Source organism: Olsenella uli DSM 7084, assembly GCF_000143845.1.
GTDB classification, from domain to species: domain Bacteria; phylum Actinomycetota; class Coriobacteriia; order Coriobacteriales; family Atopobiaceae; genus Olsenella; species Olsenella uli.
Window position 1 is genome coordinate 26,329 of the sequence record NC_014363.1, and the last position, 15,726, is coordinate 42,054.

Here is a 15,726-nt window from a genome sequence, read left to right on the forward strand (position 1 = left end):
GCACCAACCCGAGCTTCCGTCCCCCCGTCGCAGCCCCCAAATCGTTCGATAGTCCTTAAACCCCCGTTAACATGGTTCATCTAAACTAGTGGCACCCAAACGGGTTGCGCACTTCCGGAAGAACTGGCCCGCGCTAGACAAGGCGCCAGCGAAAGGAGACATACATGGCAGGCGAGACGAACTACTACGGCCGCTCATGGCGGTTACTCACGCGCGACAAGGGCTGGATCAAGGTCCTGTTGGTCATGGCGATTGCCACCGTCGTACCCATAGCCGGCCCCCTGGGCGTCTTGGGCTATGCCCTCGAGTGGGCGCGACTCACGGCATGGGGGGTCGACGCAGCCCCCAAGCAGAAGGGCGTGGGCGTGGGGGCCTGCATCAAGAGCGGTTGGCGCGGCTTCGTCGTCATGCTGGGTTGGAACCTCGCGCTCATGCTCGTCTTCGCTCTGCTGAGAAGCCTGTTCCACTACAGCTCCGTCCTTGAGATCCTGATCTTGGTGGTCACGGTCTTCTCGGAGGTCCTGTTCTTCGTGGCCGCCCTACGAGCCGCAATCTACCAGGACTTCAAGGCGGGCTATCAGGCCAACAGACTCTATGACATGCTCAAGCGCGACTTCGGCGGCGTCGCCCACGTCACGGGCGTCACTTGCCTGATGAGCCTCGTGGTGGGCATCATCATGGCCGTCCTCTTCTCGGTCCTGCTGATGCCCCTGATCATGCAGCTGGCCACCTTCGTGGCCACGAGCTCCAGTGGCTACTACGGCAGCTACTACTACGGTTATCCCTCCACCGACGCCATGGCCCTTCGTATGATGGCCGATACGGTCGGCTCGATGGTTCCGGGCATCGTTGTCGCGATCTACCTTGGCAACGTCCTCGCGTCGTTCTACTCGCTCATCACCGTCACCATGGTTGCACTGTGGATGCGCCAGTTCAACGTCCCCGCTTGGGGCGCTAGCGGTGATCCCCTGCCCGAGGTCGGGCCCGTGGGCCTGCCGGCGACACCCCCCTCGCCCGCGTCACAGCAGGCGTCCCCGACCGAAGTCCCCGCCCAGCCCGCACCCCCCGCGTCTGCCGAGGCTGCCACCTCCGCCCAGCCGACCGCCGAGGTCCCCACGGAGTCCGCAGCGGCACCTGCGACAACCGTCGTGCAAGAGGCCGAGGCAGCGCCGCAGCCCGCTGTCGAGCAGACCCAGGACCCCGCTGAGGCTGCCGAGGTCACACCTGCTTCCGAACCCGGTCCCGAGCCTGCCTCCGCACCTTCGGCCGAGACCGCTGACGGCACGGCCGAGTGAGGCCTCTCCTTCCCGGCGAAGACTGATGTGGTGCCCATGCGTTAGATGGCGGCGCCCCCTGGCAAGCTTCTGGCGAGCCAGGGGGCGCGCCTTTGCAAGCGCCCTGTGCCAGCATTCCCGTATGTGGGGACTGTATGGGAGGCTGGCACCAGAGAACGTCATTGGAAGATCGCAAGACATCTGTGCTACCATCGAACGCCGACCTTTCCTGCTCCGGGTGCAACCTTCACGAACCGGAGCCGTTAGCCCAGAGGAGGTGACCACATGAAGGCTTATGAACTGCTGTATTTTGTCGATCCCGCGTGTACCGAGGAGGTTCGCGCCGGCGTCATGAAGCGCATTGACGTCGCTGTCACCGAGAACGGCGGCACAATCGACAACGTCGAGGACTGGGGCAAGCGCAAGCTTGCCTTCGAGATCGACAAGCTCAACGAGGGCGACTATACCCTCATCGACTTCCACGCAGACCCCGCAGACATCGCCGAGCTCGACCGCGTTCTCCGCATCAACGATGCGGTGAAGCGCCACATGGTCGTTCGTCGAACCGACAGGGACTAGTTCCGGAAGTGTGGGCCTCGGCCCACGGATGAGAGGCAGTGAGCTACGTGAGCATCAACAGGGTGAACATCTCAGGAAACCTCACGCGCGACCCCGAGCTTCGCGCGACGGGCAGCGGCACCCAGGTCCTCACCTTCGGCGTCGCCGTCAACGACCGTCGCCGCAACCCGCAGTCGGGCGACTGGGAGGACGTCCCCAACTTCGTCGACTGCGTCGTCTTCGGCAACCGCGCCGAGCCGCTCTCCCGCTTCCTCTCCAAGGGGCAGAAGGTTGCCATCGAGGGCAAGCTCCGCTGGAGCCAGTGGGAGCGCGACGGCCAGAGGCGCAGCAAGCTCGAGGTCATCGTCGACGAGGTCGAGTTCCTCTCCCAGAGGGGCGCGGGCCAGCAGGGCGGTGACGGCTATCCCAGCTATGCGACCCCGGCGCCCACGCCCGCCCCACAGGCCCCGCGTCCCCCCGTATCCACCCCGCCCGCGGCGGACGTGTACGACGAGGACATCCCGTTCTAACGAGACGGCGATCCTTTGGTCGCCGATGGAAAGGCATTAGGACATGGCTAAGCAAAGGCAAGTCGAACAGCGCCAGCCGCGTCGCAAGTATTGCCAGTTTTGCAAGGAGGACGTCGAGTTCATCGACTACAAGGACACGCAGCTCCTCCGCAAGTACATGACCGATCGTGGCAAGATCAAGCCTCGTCGTGTCACTGGCGCCTGCACGCAGCATCAGCATGACATCGCGGTCGCCATTAAGCGCGCCCGCGAGATGGCCCTCCTGCCGTACACCGTCTCCGTGGTCTCCAGCCGCGGTGGCCGTGGTCGCGGCTAGCGAGCCGGTACCAAAGATCGCTTACGTTCGTGAGTGGCTCTTCCGACAGACGACCGGTCATACCGGACGGACTCCGCAGTGGGTACGCGCACCTCAACCCCCATGGGAGTGCGTCTCGGGGGACGTCTGCGCCCAGCGGGGTCCAGCGGGGCCTTCTCTGGGCCGTCGCGGGTGGCATGTGTGCCACGATGCTGAGCCCCGTGGTCTCATGTGCCCTGATCGCATACGGAGTCACCGTCGCGTCTGCTAGGGATGGCCAAGGGGCACGGCTCTCGGCCTTTGCCGTCGCCGCGGTGTCGGCCGTCCTTGCGGGTCTCGTGGTCGGGGTGGGGTACGTTCCATCCGCGCTGGTGGCATGTTGCATCTCCCTTGGCTACGTTGTGGCCACATCGGGACGCGGGAGGTCGCTCGGCCCGGAGTGCCTGGTCATGGCAGGGGGTTCCCTCGCCGCGATCGGCGTCGACTCCATGGCCGCCCTGCAGAGCGGGACGACGCTCCCCGCGTATCTCGAGCACCTGGCTGATGGTTACCTGGGCATGCTGGGAGGTTCGGTAGAGATGAGCCGGAGGATGGAACTCGCATCTGCCCTCCAGCTCTACAAGGCCTTCTGGCCCATGGCGTACCTCCTACAGTCGGCCCTGTCCGCCCTTCTCGCCCGGCTGGGCACGAGGGCGGCCCAAAAGGCCTGCGGGCTTCCCCGCACGTCGTTGCGCCTGACGGAGATGAGGCTGCCACTTTGGATGGGCCTTGCCTTTGTCCTGGGTGCCGTTGCGACCGTGCTTGGGGTGCAGTCGCCCTATCAACCGGATCTCATCCAGCTGGTGGGGAGGAACGTTTTCACGGCGGCTCGTGCTGCGCTTGCGGTTCAGGGAATCGCGGTGCAGATGTGGGCCATCGGACGCGCGGGCAACTCGCGTCTCACGAGTTTCCTGTGGGTCATCGTAGCGGTCTGGCTCGAGACGGCCTTCTTCGTCTCGAGCGCACTTGGCCTGGTCGACCTCGTCGCGGACTTCCGCGGCCTTGGGGGCGGCGGGGCTGAACATGAAAGCAAGAAGTCGGCCTAGGCCGATCACAGCGAAGGAGTTCCCATGAAAGTCATCCTCTTGGGTGAGCTCAGGGGCAAGGGCGGCGAAGGCGACATCGTAGAGGTCGCCCAGGGCTATGCGGAGAACTACCTGTTCCCCAACAAGATCGCCCAGCCCGCCACCCCGGGTAACGTCAAGCAGCTCGAGGAGCGCCGCCACAACATCGAGAAGCGCGAGGAGAAGCGCATCTCCGATGCCAACGCGACCAAGGAGCTGCTCAACGGCAAATCCGTCACCGTCGATGCCAAGGTTGGCGAGAACGACCAGCTCTTTGGTTCCGTCACCACCAACCAGATCGTCGATGCCATCAAGGCCGAGCTTGGCGTTGAGGTGGACCGCAAGCGCGTCGCTCGCGGCGCCACCATCAAGACCGCCGGTCGCCACGAGGTCGAGATCAACCTCTATCGTGACATCAATGCCATCATCACCGTCCTTGTCGGCATCGACGAGGAGGCTCCCGAGGCAGGCACCACCGAGACTTCCGAGCCTAAGGCCGAAGAGAGGCCCGAGGACGTCACCGAGTAGGTTTTGGTGCCCTCCATCGCCCTCTTCGCGAGCTGGGGATATCAACAAGACCAACAGGTCAGGTACTGGGCGTCGAAGGCCCGGCAGCCAAGGCGCCCATGGCCGTCCCCACCGCAACCCTCAAGTTGCGGTGGGGACTTCTCTTTTTATGTAATTTGGCGCTAGGCAATTTACCTGCGGAAACGTGACTTGACATGCGGAGAAATATGTTAAACAGCACCTAGAAGGCCCAATTGCTTAAATCACTCCAAAGGCTCGCCGGTGTCGAAAACCGAGCTGGAAAAACTTTCCAAACTTGTTGAAAACGTCGAAAAGGTAAAAACGCGCCGCTAGCTCCGAGTAGCTATCAACAATGCCCTGTTGATAGCAGTTATGGTCAGAGAAAGTGTCTCCACCATGAGGTACCATTCCGGCGCATCCATCTCACACGAGCGATCGGACCAGACATGTCAGACGACTATGGCAGCCATGGGGGAATTTCGGACGGTGCCCTTCCGGGTGGCGGATCCATGCCGCAGGACCTTGCGGCCGAGAAGTCCATCCTTTCAGCCATGCTGCTCTCCCAGGACGTGTTGCAGGAGTGCTTGGTTCACCTTGAGGAGACGGACTTCTACCTCCACTCGCATCGCACGGTCTTCAACGCGATGAAGGAGATGTTCGACCGGGGCCGCCCGGTCGACCCCATCTCCCTTTCCGACCATCTCAGGAGTGCCGGTAGCCTGGAGCGCATCGGCGGCATGGCCTTCCTGCTCGAGCTCAACAACAACTCGTTCTCCCTGGCCTCGTGGGAGCATCACGTCGAGATCCTTCACAGGGACGCGACGCTTCGGGCCATCATCGAGGCGTCCGCGAAGATCACCGCCCTCGCCTTCGATGCCCCGGAGGACACCAAGGAGGTCGTGGACTCCGCCGAGAACCTCCTTCTGGGCGTGACGAACCGCGAGATCGGCGATAGCTACTCGGACCTCTCCGAGGTCATGGGCGACCTCTATACCGAGTTAGGCGAGGCCTGCATGGACCCCGCAGAGTTCATGGGCGTCCAGACGGGGTACCCGGGCATCGACTCCCGCCTGCAGGGCCTCAGGCCTGGCCAGATGATCGTCGTCGGCGCACGGCCGGGCGTCGGCAAGACCTCCTTCGCGCTGAACCTTGCCACCAACGCGGCCGCCCACGGTGCGTCCGTGGCGTTCTTCTCGCTCGAGATGTCAAAGGTCGAGATCGCCCAGCGCCTGCTCTCCGCCTATGCACACATCCCCCTGTCCGCCATCCGGGGGGCTCGCATACAGGACAACCAGTGGCCCACCATCCTGGATGCCACGCGCGACCTCTCGCGGCTCGACATCATGATCGACGACACGCCAGGCACTACCGTCACGGAGATCCGCGCCAAGGCGCGGCGCATGCTCAACGGGAAGGAGCGCGGCATCGTGCTCGTAGACTACCTGCAGCTGCTCTCTCCGCCCTCGGGACGCCAGCGCATGGACTCTCGCGCCACCGAGGTCTCCGAGATGTCGCGTGGCATCAAGATCATGGCCAAGGACCTCGAGGTGCCCGTCGTCGCACTGTCTCAGCTCAACCGTCAGGTGACGGACCGCAAGGGCCAGCGCCCGCAGCTCTCTGACCTGCGCGAGTCCGGCTCCATCGAGCAGGACGCCGACATCGTCATCCTGCTCGACCGCTCCATGACCGAGGAGGAGTCCGAGAGGCCCGACCGCCCCGACATGAACGTGACCGAATTCATCATCGCCAAGAACCGTTCGGGCCCCTTGGACATCGTCCCGCTCATGTTCCTCCCCGGCTCGACCAAGTTCGTCGAGGTCGACCGGACGCATTCGGAGTAACGCTGCCGTATACTTGAGACTGCCCGCTGCTACCCTGCGGGCCGGACGGACCATCCAGCAAGGGAGACTCACATGCCGGCATCAGTGCTTGTTGGAACGCAATGGGGGGACGAGGGCAAGGGCAAGGTCACCGATCTCATCTCCGGCGACTTCGACGTGGTGTGCCGCTATGCCGGTGGCGCCAACGCCGGCCACACGGTCATCGCGAACGGCCACAAGCTCGCACTGCATCAGGTGCCTTCCGGAGTCATGTACGACGGGACCTACCCCGTCATCGGCAACGGATGCATCGTCGACCCCGAGGTGCTCCTCGGCGAGATCGACATGCTCGAGGCCCAGGGCATCTCCTGCGACGAGCTAAGGATCTCAGGCAACGCCCACATCGTCATGCCCTACCATAAGGACCTCGACGGCGCGCATGAGAAGAGGCTCGGTAAGAACCTCATCGGTACCACCAAGCGCGGCGTCGGTCCCACTTACATGGACAAGATGAACCGCACGGGCCTACGCGTCCAGGACATGTTGGACGAGAAGATCTTCCGCGAGAAGCTCGAGGCGGCCCTCGCCTACACCAATCCCATCCTCGAGAAGGTCTACGAGATGCCGACCTATACGGTCAATCAGGTCTGCGAGACCTACCTCCCGTATGCCGAGCGCATCCGCCCTTACATCGTCGAGAGCTCGCTGTTCCTCAACGAGCAGCTCGAGGCGGGGAGGAGCATCCTCTTCGAGGGGGCCCAGGCGACCATGCTCGACATCGACCACGGCACCTATCCGTTCGTCACCTCGTCCAACTGCACGGCTGGCGGAGCGGTGACCGGCTCGGGCGTGGGTCCCACCAACATAGGCCGCGTCCTGGGCATCGCGAAGGCCTATCTGACGCGTGTGGGTTCCGGACCCTTCCCGACGGAGCTCGAGGGCGAGATCGGCGACAGGCTGGGCGAGGTGGGTCACGAATATGGCGTGACCACCGGGCGCAAGCGCCGCTGCGGCTGGTACGACTCCGTTGTCGTCAACTATGCGGCTCGCGTCAACGGACTCACGGACCTCGCCATCACCAAACTTGACGTGCTGGGCTGCCTGGACGAGATCAAGGTCTGCGTCGCCTATGAGTGCGATGGCAAGACCTACCGCACCGTCCCAGAGCACCAGAGCGTCTTCTACCATGCCAAGCCGGTCTACGAGACCCTGCCTGGCTGGGGCTGCGACATCTCTGGCGTACGCGACTTCTACCGGCTCCCGCGCGAGGCCAAGGACTACATCGACTTCCTCGAGCAGCTCGCGGGCGTCCGTGTCTCCATCATCACGGTCGGCCCCGACCGCGACCAGACAATCGATAGGTATTGGAAGTAGCCTTGTCAACCCTGTCGTCCGTAGCGCGCAGCAAATTTGCGATCGTGTGTGACAGCGGGTGCGACCTTTCCCTCTCCAGTCTCGAGAGGGCGAAGGTCTCGCTCGTTCCCCTTGTCGTGCGTATGGGCGGCACCCGGTATCGTGACTGCGTTGAGCTTGATCCCACGGACTTCTTCGTCCGCTACTCCTCGACGAGGGGCCAGGTTGGTGTCTCTGCCCCCTCACGTGGGGAGTTTGAGCGCTGCTATCACGAGCTCGTCGGGCAGGGCGTCGTGGACATCGTGTCCCTGCATACCTCGAGCGCGCTGAGCGACGCGTACGACCTTGCGCTCGACGCGGCGTCCTCCGTCGAGGGGGCCGTCATCCGCGTACTGGACAGTCGCTGCTACTCAGGTCAGCTGGCAATCGTCCTCGCGCGCATGGTCGCCGACCGCGACGCGGGCCTTTCGGCGGACGCTGCCGTCATCAGGGCCCAGGAGCTCGCCTCTGCTACCCGGGCGCTGTTCGTCCCGGCGTCCGAATCCTCGCCCCTCCCACACGGCACCACCCGTCAAAGCGGCATCTTGGGGAGGGCGGATCGCCTGCGGACGCGCGCCCTGGGGCTGCGTCGGGTCTTTAGCGTCAACCAGGACGGCACGCCCACCGAGCTCTTCAGCTCCAACGACCTGTCGCGCCTTGCCGGCAACATGGCCCGCGCCATGAGCGCCTACGCCCGCAAGGTGGGCCCCCTCACCTACGTCGAGGTCACCGCCGGCGTTCCCCGCCAGCTTGCGGTGGTCGAGAAGCCCCTGGTCACCAACGAGTTCGAGGCGACCCGCTCCGCGATCCTCAGCACCAACCCGTCGACGACGGCCCGGCTGGGCATTGGTGCCGTCGGGCTGTCCTATGCCCCATCCTCGCTCATCAAGCCCGATGAGGCCACTTCCCTCATGCGCCCTGTCGACTGAACATTGGAGGACACTATGGCCGCCGCCGAAAAGATCGATATCCTGCTCCTGGGTTCTGGTGGCCGCGAGCATGCGCTCCTCGTCAAGCTCGCCGCCTCCCCGCGCGCGGGGAGGCTCTGGGTCGCGCCAGGCAATGGCGGCATGCGCGATCTGGCCCAGGTGGCAGACGTCAACCAGGAGTCCCCTCGGGACGTAGCGGGCTTCGCGCGACGCGAGGGCATCGGCCTTGTGGTGATCGGTCCCGAAGCCCCGCTCGTCGCCGGCGTGGCCGATACCGTGCGTGCCGAGGGGATCCCGGTCTTCGGGCCCTCGGCGGCGGCGGCGCAGATGGAGGGTTCCAAGAAGTTCGCCAAGGAGGTCATGTCCCGTGCGGGCGTTCCCACCGCCGCATACCAGAGCTTCACGGATGAGCGTGCCTGTGCCGACTACGTGCGTGGCCTGGGCGGTCCCTGCGTCGTGAAAGCGGACGGCCTTGCCGCCGGCAAGGGCGTCATCGTCGCCCAGACCACCGAGGAGGCCCTCGTCGGCGTCCACGAGTGCTTCACGGACTTTGGCGCTGCGGGCAGCACCGTCATGGTGGAAGAGATGCTCGACGGTCCCGAGTGCTCCCTCCTTGCCCTGACCGACGGCACCACGGTCGTACCGCTCGCCACCTCGCAGGACCACAAGCGCGCCCTCGACGGGGACCGCGGCCCCAACACGGGTGGCATGGGCGTCTACTCGCCCGTACCCATCCTGCTTCCCGACGAACTCGAGCAGATGGTCCGAATCGAGCGGCAGGTGGTCGGTCAACTCCGCGCCGATGGCATCATCTACCAGGGCTGCCTCTACGGTGGCTTCATGTTGACCAAGGACGGTCCCAAGGTCCTCGAGTTCAACGCGCGCTTTGGTGATCCCGAGACCCAGGTGGTCCTTCCGCGCATGAAAGCCGACCTCGTGGAGTGTTTTCTCGCCTGCGACGATGGCTCGCTCGATGAGGCCATGGTCCGCTGGGAGGATGACTGGGCGGTGTCGGTGGTGCTGGCCTCGAAGGGGTATCCTGGCCACTACGAGAAGGGCAAGCCCATCTCGGGCATTGCCGACGCCAACGCCATGGAGGGCGTCTTCGTCTATCACGCCGGCACCACGCTCGACGACGAAGGCAACGTCCTCACCAACGGTGGCCGCGTACTCGACGTCACGGCCATCGCACCCAGCTTCGAGGAAGCTCGCAACAAGGCCTATCAGGCCTGCGACAGGATTTCCTTCGAGGGCAAGACGTACCGCCATGACATAGGCATCAAGGCCATCAAGGGCCGCGCGAACCTCTAGGGGGCAGTGATGTCAGGCAAGGGAGACGGAGACCCACTCGGCGAGGCCATCGACGCGATGGCCGGCAGCGCGCGGGCCTTCACGTTTGACGGCGACCTTCCGGCTGCCGACCACGAGTCCGGCGCTCCCGAGTCGCGCCGCCTGGTCCTGGGCGAGGAGGACCCGCGGGACAGTGGCCTGGCGGAGCATGTCGTGTCCGAGGACGTGGCGTGGACCGGTCGCATCTTCAACGTGGATCGACTGCGGGTGAGGATGCCAGACGGCCGCGAGGCGTTGCGTGACGTAGTGCGCCACCCAGGCGCCGTCGCCGTCGTGGCGCTTACGGACGACGGTCGCATCTGTCTGGTCCGTCAGTACCGCACGGCATTGGGGCGCGTGACGGTCGAGCTGCCCGCCGGCAAGCTCGATCCCGGCGAAGACCCGCTCGACTGCGCCGTGCGCGAGCTTGCCGAGGAGACGGGCGTGCGTGCCGAGCGCATGGCCTTCCTCACCACGATCGCCACGTCAGCCGGTTTCGCCGACGAGCTCATCCACATCTACATGGCAACCGGGCTCAGAGTGACCCGGTCCTCGCCAGATGACGACGAGTTCATCAACGTGGACCTCGTCCCGCTGTCCGAGCTCGTGGACGCCGTGCTGGACGGGCGCATCGAGGACGCCAAGACCGTCGTGGGCGCGCTCGTCTGCGATGCCGTGGCCCGCCGCCTGGCCCCCACGTCAGAGGAGTAGGGCCGCTCGCGGGGGCGTGCCGCCTTCCGGCCGCCCAACGCATGCGGGGCTATGCGTATACTGGACGCAGACCCAAGGATTCGTGTCGGCGCACCTCGTCGGCATGGGCATACGCCAGAGAGAGGCTACATGGCTAAGAAGAGAGAAGCGGCGCGCATCCAGAAGGGCGCCCTCTCGGCGGAGCAGGCCGAGGAGCTCTTTACCACGGTTGACGAGACCGGCCACACCAACGAGGAGACGGCCAAGAGGCAGCGGCGCCGTCGCAGGGAAGTGGGCCAGGGCGTCGATGTCGACCCGTTGTCCGAAGCCGATCCCTCGGGCTCCAACGTCGAGAAGGTCATCACGGCGACGGCCGTGGGCTTTGTTGTCGTGTTCCTGCTGATAATCGTCATCTCGCAGGTCGCCACGGGGCTCGCACGCCGCGCCGGTACCGCAGACCTCTCCGACGACGTCACGGTCACGACCGTCGCCACGGCCTTGGACAAGGGTGTGGAATGGGGCAATGGATTCACCCAGTTCCCCGACCGCTTCTCGGTCCAAGAGGCAGACGAGAACACGCACCGCATCGAGGTCACCGTCGTGGACACCTCCTCGAAGGACGTGCTCGAGGCCTTTGCCGGCTCTCAGATCCAGGCGGCCGCCCTTTCAGTCAACGCGCTGCTCAACCCCAACATCGACACGATCACCTACCACGTCAACGTCTACGTGAACGACGAGGGCGAGTTCCAGAACGCGAAGTTCTTTGGCCTGGTCCAGCCCGAGGGAAACATGAAGACCCTCATGACCTTCGTCTGGACCAAGACCACGACCGAGGAGGGCGTCCGCTTCAACTGTGCCATCACGGGCGTCGACTCGGCCACGCAGGAGCAGCTGCGCAAGGCGATCACGTCGTCCTTCACCCCGTCCTCGATCATCAGCTCCCTCTTGGGCGACTCGGACGATGCGGCCACGGCGACGGTCGATTCCGGCGAGCCCTCTCCCGGTGTCACAGGTTCGAGTACGGGAGGGCCCTCTGCGACGGGAGCGTCGACCTCGAATGCCGTCTCGCCTGACGGCGCCGCCACAACGTCGGCCGAGGCGAGCGCATCGCCCTCGGCCGTCGACGCGTCTTCGGGCGACGCGTCTGCCTCGACCACGAGCACAAGTGGCAGCTAGGCAGGCGGTCACGGCATTGCGACCGCCTGCCTGCAGACAGCTTCTTCGAGCAGGGCTACACGAGGCCGGTGACCTCGCCCAGGACGCTCTCGAAGCTCACACCGCGTAGTTCGAAGTCGGGTTGGTCGCGCGTGATGACCATGGCGTCGCGCACCAACCTACCGGCGAAGGCGACGCTCTCGTAGAGCGACTTGCCGGCCATGACGGCGGCGAGAAGGGCCGACGCGTAGAGGTCGCCCGTGCCGTGGAGCATGTAGGGTAGCTGCTCGGCCGCGACCTCCTCGAACGCCACGTCGCTTCCCGCAAGGTAGTTGCGGATCTTCCCGTCGCCGCGACTTATGCCCTTGATCACGACGTTCTTGGCGCCCATGTCCAGGAGCCGCCGCATGTTCTCGCGCACGAACTCGTCCGTGACGTCCTGCCCCTGGTAGTCGACGCCCGTCAGGATGGATGCCTCGGTCAGGTTGGGGGTCAGCAGGTCCGCGCCATCCACGAGCGCGGCCATGGCGGCGCACATCTCGTCCGTGTAGGTGGGGTACTTGGCCCCGCCGTCGCCCATCACCGGGTCGACGATGCGCAAGGCCTGGGGATGGTCGGCGTAGATGCGCTGGATGGCACCTACTTGCCCGGCCGATCCCAGGAAACCGGAGTACACCGCGTCGAGCCCGATGCCCACCTCGGACCACGCGTCAAGGTAGCCGTCCAACATGGAGGTGGTGTCATGCATGTAGAAGGTGGGGAACTTAGTGTGCGCCGAGAAGAGGGATGTCGGCACGGGGCATACGTCGCAGCCCGCTGCGGACAGCACGGGAATGGCGACGCCCAGCGAGCACTTGCCGTAGCCGCATAGGTCGTGAACGGCGGCTATGCGGGGGATGTACGCGCCCTCGCGCCGGTACAGGAACAGCTCCCTAGCGTTGGTCATGAGGTATTCCTTTCAAACATGGACTGATGGACCGATGCTTGACCCCACAGCATAGCCCAAAGCGGTGGAACATCGCACGCGGCGCCCCGTCGGCATCGAGGGCCGGGCCATGCGCCCCCTGTCTTCGGGAGGATTGTGGCAAAGGTGCTAACGGCAGCGTACCTTGTCGGGGCTTGCACGTATACTGGATGTGTTGTGCAGCCCGGATGCCGCGTGTGCGTCCGGTGACGTTCGGCAGTCTAGTTGGGGGGATGCAATGGCAGACGCACCACTCGTGGGGATCATCATGGGCTCCAAATCGGACCTTCCGGCCATGGAGGCCTGCATCAAGCAGCTCGAGGAGTTTGGCGTTCCCTACGAGCTCGTCGTCGCCTCGGCACACCGCGCCCCCACCAAGGTGCGTGAGTGGTCGTCCACCGCAGCCGAGCGTGGCATCAGGGTCATCATCGCCGCGGCTGGCAAGGCCGCCCATCTGGGCGGCGTCGTTGCCGCGTACACCCCGCTGCCCATCGTCGGGGTTCCCATGAAGACCTCCGATCTGGGAGGCATGGACTCGCTGCTATCCATGGTGCAGATGCCTGCCGGCGTTCCCGTCGCCTGCGTTGCCATCGGGGGCTCCAGGAACGCGGCGATCTACGCCACGCAGATCCTGGGCACTGCGCTCCCCGCATACGCCACCAAGGTTGCGGAATTCAAGCGGCAGATGGCGGAGGCGTAGGAGAAGCGATGGCAAAGCACAGCGCCCCACACCACGCCGGCAACGTTACCCCGCCGCTCTCGGCAGTGCCCTCGGCTGCACGCCGGCCCCCCGCCCCCCGCAGGCCGTCCGCCTCCCGCGTCGTCTCCAACGTCCTGATCGCCCTCGGCATCATCCTGCTGCTGGTCGCAGCGGGTCTCTGGGGATTCGCCCAGTGGCGCTATCACGAGCAGGACGTGCAAAACCAAAAGCTTGCGGCTTACGTCCAGCTACCTACGGAGGAACAGTCCTCGGAGGCCCCCGTGGTCGACTGGGCCGGTCTCAAGGCCATCAACGGCGACGTGGTCGGTTGGCTCTACGTGCCGGGAACCACCATCAACTATCCCGTCTACCAAGGCGACGACAACGAGTACTACCTCCGTCACTCGGCCGAGGGCGACTGGATCATCGCTGGCCAGCTCTTCATGGACTACGAGAACAGCACCCCCGGCATGGTAGACAACCAGAGCATCATCTACGGTCATCACCTCAAGAACGGCACGATGTTCGAGCAGGTAGCCGCCATGGACGACCAGTCACGCTTCGACGAGATCACGACCGTCTGGTACGTCACCGAGACGGGATCCTTCGAACTCGAGCCGCTGATGCTCTACTACACCGACCCTGATGACCAGAACGTGCGACAGTTCACCTTCGAGAGCACGGATGCCTTCCATAGCTACCTGGGTGCCCTGCTGTCCAAGGCCGTCACCAGGCGCGGTGATGCCGAGCAGGTCATCCAGGGCGCGGAGCACGTCCTGACGATGTCCACTTGCAACTACTATGACGGCTACGGCCGCACGATCTTGGTCTGCGTTCCCAAGAGCGAGGCCAATGCCTCCGCGTCCAGCTAGGAGAGGCCCTGTGAGAGACCCGTCTGATCTCCCGCGTTCCGTATTTGCTGACGAGGACGGAGACGCGCTGCACGAGGAGTGCGGCGTCTTCGGTGTCTGGGCTCCGGGTCGTGACGTCGCCCGCCTGACTTACTTCGCCCTGCGCGCGCTGCAGCACCGCGGCCAGGAGTCTGCGGGCATCGCCGTGGGCAACGGGCACACCGTGCTGGTCCGCAAGGACCTGGGCCTGGTGAGCACGGTCTTCTCGGACAACGACCTGGCGGCCATGCCCGGGAAGGTCGCCGTAGGTCACGTGCGCTATGGGACCTCGGGCGCCCGCAGCTGGGAGGCCGCCCAGCCTCACTTCTCCACGATCAACGACGTGATCATCGCTCTGGCACACAACGGGACGCTGGTCAACTCGGACATGCTTCGTGGCGAGCTGGTGCGCTTGGGAGTGCCGTTTCGGTCCAATACGGACTCCGAGGTTGCGGCCAAGCTGATTGGCTACTACACCGAGCAGACCAGCCACCTGCGTGACGGCATCCGCCACACCATGTCCCTCATCGAGGGGGGCTATGCCATGGCTCTCGTGCGCGAGAATGCCCTCTATGCCTTCCGTGACCCCAACGGCATCCGACCGCTTGTGCTGGGGCACATCCCCGCCCACCAGGCTTCAGATGCCGTCTGCGATGATGGTGGCCTTGGGGACGTCCCGCTTGGCGAAGGCTGGGTCGTCGCGTCCGAGACCTGCGCCCTGGACATCGTCGGTGCCCGCTACGTGCGCGACGTCCGTCCCGGAGAGCTTATCCGCATCAGCGATGACGGCTTGATGTCCGAGGAGGGGACCGTCCCGCGAGCCTGCGCCAGCTGCATCTTCGAGGAGGTCTACTTCTCGCGTCCCGATTCCATCGTGGGCGGCCATTCGGTCTACTCCATGCGTTATGCCATGGGTCGGCAGCTGGCTCGCGAGGCCCCGGTTGAGGCCGACCTGATCATCGGCGTGCCTGACAGTGGTCTCCCGCCTGCGGAGGGCTTCGCGCATGAGCTGGGCGTGCCGTTTGGGGAGGGGCTCATCAAGAACCGCTATGTGGCGCGCACCTTCATCCAGCCCACGCAGGAACTCCGTCGCCTGGGCGTCCGTCTCAAGCTCAACGCGCTGCGCGATAACGTCGCAGGAAAGCGCATCGTGATGGTGGATGACTCCATCGTCCGCGGCACCACGTCAAAGCAGATCGTCCGTATGCTCAAGGACGCGGGTGCCACCGAGGTCCATGTCCGCATCAACTGTCCCGAGGTCAAGTGGCCGTGCTTCTACGGAATCGACACCGACGTCCAGGAACAGCTGATCTCGGCCACGAGGGGCGTCGAGGAGGTCCGCGAGTTCATCGAGGCGGACTCGCTCGCCTTCCTCTCGCTGGCCGGCCTGCATTGCTGCGTCCCGCACGGCGGCCGATGTACCGCCTGCTACGACGGCCATTATCCGGTGCCCATACCCGCGTCCTTCTCGGCGGGGAAGTTCCTGCCCGGCTTCGCTCCCGTCTTTGGGGGCGTGGTGGCCCCGGGATGCGGGGGAGCCTAAGGCGGGGGGTCCTCGCCTCGCGCGCG

Annotated in this window: 16 protein-coding genes; 15 read left to right on the forward strand and 1 reads right to left on the reverse strand. The window is 65.0% G+C overall.

The window, feature by feature from the left end; translation table 11 throughout:
* Positions 1–164: 164 nt before the first annotated feature.
* The 12 genes from OLSU_RS00135 (at position 165) to OLSU_RS00190 (ending at position 11,624) form a co-directional block, all read left to right on the forward strand.
* Positions 165–1,295 (forward strand): DUF4013 domain-containing protein, encoded by a 1,131-nt coding sequence (locus OLSU_RS00135; RefSeq protein ID WP_013250907.1) that lies wholly within the window; start codon positions 165–167, stop codon positions 1,293–1,295.
* 264 nt (positions 1,296–1,559) lie between these two features.
* Positions 1,560–1,853 (forward strand): 30S ribosomal protein S6, encoded by a 294-nt coding sequence (rpsF, locus tag OLSU_RS00140; RefSeq protein WP_013250908.1) that lies wholly within the window; start codon positions 1,560–1,562, stop codon positions 1,851–1,853.
* 47 nt (positions 1,854–1,900) lie between these two features.
* The gene (locus OLSU_RS00145) at positions 1,901–2,362 is read left to right on the forward strand and encodes a single-stranded DNA-binding protein (protein WP_036576318.1); all 462 of its coding nucleotides are present in this window, start codon (positions 1,901–1,903) and stop codon (positions 2,360–2,362) included.
* A 43-nt stretch (positions 2,363–2,405) separates the two neighbouring features.
* Complete coding sequence (rpsR, locus tag OLSU_RS00150; RefSeq protein WP_013250910.1) at positions 2,406–2,678, forward strand: 30S ribosomal protein S18; 273 nt, start codon at positions 2,406–2,408, stop codon at positions 2,676–2,678.
* A 188-nt stretch (positions 2,679–2,866) separates the two neighbouring features.
* Complete coding sequence (locus tag OLSU_RS00155) at positions 2,867–3,742, forward strand: YybS family protein (RefSeq protein ID WP_013250911.1); 876 nt, start codon at positions 2,867–2,869, stop codon at positions 3,740–3,742.
* Positions 3,743–3,766: 24 nt separating this feature from the next.
* The gene (gene rplI, locus OLSU_RS00160) at positions 3,767–4,288 is read left to right on the forward strand and encodes a 50S ribosomal protein L9 (protein WP_013250912.1); all 522 of its coding nucleotides are present in this window, start codon (positions 3,767–3,769) and stop codon (positions 4,286–4,288) included.
* 446 nt (positions 4,289–4,734) lie between these two features.
* Positions 4,735–6,129: a replicative DNA helicase gene (gene dnaB / locus OLSU_RS00165; RefSeq protein ID WP_013250913.1), complete on the forward strand. Its 1,395-nt coding sequence runs from the start codon at positions 4,735–4,737 to the stop codon at positions 6,127–6,129.
* Positions 6,130–6,201: 72 nt separating this feature from the next.
* Entirely contained in the window at positions 6,202–7,482 is a 1,281-nt protein-coding gene (locus OLSU_RS00170) for an adenylosuccinate synthase (protein ID WP_013250914.1), read from the forward strand.
* Between the two features lie 44 nt (positions 7,483–7,526).
* Positions 7,527–8,429 carry a DegV family protein gene (locus tag OLSU_RS00175; RefSeq protein WP_236697224.1) on the forward strand — a complete coding sequence of 301 codons (903 nt, stop codon included), beginning with the start codon at positions 7,527–7,529 and terminating at the stop codon, positions 8,427–8,429.
* Positions 8,430–8,444: 15 nt separating this feature from the next.
* Positions 8,445–9,740, forward strand: coding sequence for a phosphoribosylamine--glycine ligase (purD, locus tag OLSU_RS00180; protein ID WP_013250916.1), 1,296 nt, complete (start codon positions 8,445–8,447; stop codon positions 9,738–9,740).
* Positions 9,741–9,749: 9 nt separating this feature from the next.
* Positions 9,750–10,469: an NUDIX domain-containing protein gene (locus OLSU_RS00185; RefSeq protein ID WP_013250917.1), complete on the forward strand. Its 720-nt coding sequence runs from the start codon at positions 9,750–9,752 to the stop codon at positions 10,467–10,469.
* A gap of 129 nt (positions 10,470–10,598) precedes the next feature.
* A complete protein-coding gene (locus tag OLSU_RS00190) occupies positions 10,599–11,624 on the forward strand; it encodes a hypothetical protein (RefSeq protein WP_013250918.1) in 1,026 nt (341 codons plus the stop codon).
* Between the two features lie 55 nt (positions 11,625–11,679).
* On the opposite strand, the gene OLSU_RS00195 is transcribed toward OLSU_RS00190, so the two are convergent.
* A complete protein-coding gene (locus tag OLSU_RS00195) occupies positions 11,680–12,549 on the reverse strand; it encodes a PfkB family carbohydrate kinase (protein ID WP_013250919.1) in 870 nt (289 codons plus the stop codon).
* Between the two features lie 256 nt (positions 12,550–12,805).
* Here OLSU_RS00195 and purE point away from each other — a divergent pair, with 256 nt between their 5' ends.
* Genes purE through purF form a run of 3 tightly spaced genes read left to right on the forward strand, consistent with a single transcriptional unit; the run spans position 12,806 to position 15,700 of the window.
* Complete coding sequence (gene purE, locus OLSU_RS00200; RefSeq protein WP_013250920.1) at positions 12,806–13,267, forward strand: 5-(carboxyamino)imidazole ribonucleotide mutase; 462 nt, start codon at positions 12,806–12,808, stop codon at positions 13,265–13,267.
* An 8-nt stretch (positions 13,268–13,275) separates the two neighbouring features.
* Positions 13,276–14,139, forward strand: coding sequence for a class B sortase (gene srtB, locus OLSU_RS00205; protein ID WP_013250921.1), 864 nt, complete (start codon positions 13,276–13,278; stop codon positions 14,137–14,139).
* A gap of 10 nt (positions 14,140–14,149) precedes the next feature.
* Positions 14,150–15,700, forward strand: a complete 1,551-nt coding sequence (gene purF / locus OLSU_RS00210; RefSeq protein ID WP_013250922.1) for an amidophosphoribosyltransferase — start codon at positions 14,150–14,152, stop codon at positions 15,698–15,700.
* Positions 15,701–15,726: the final 26 nt, after the last annotated feature.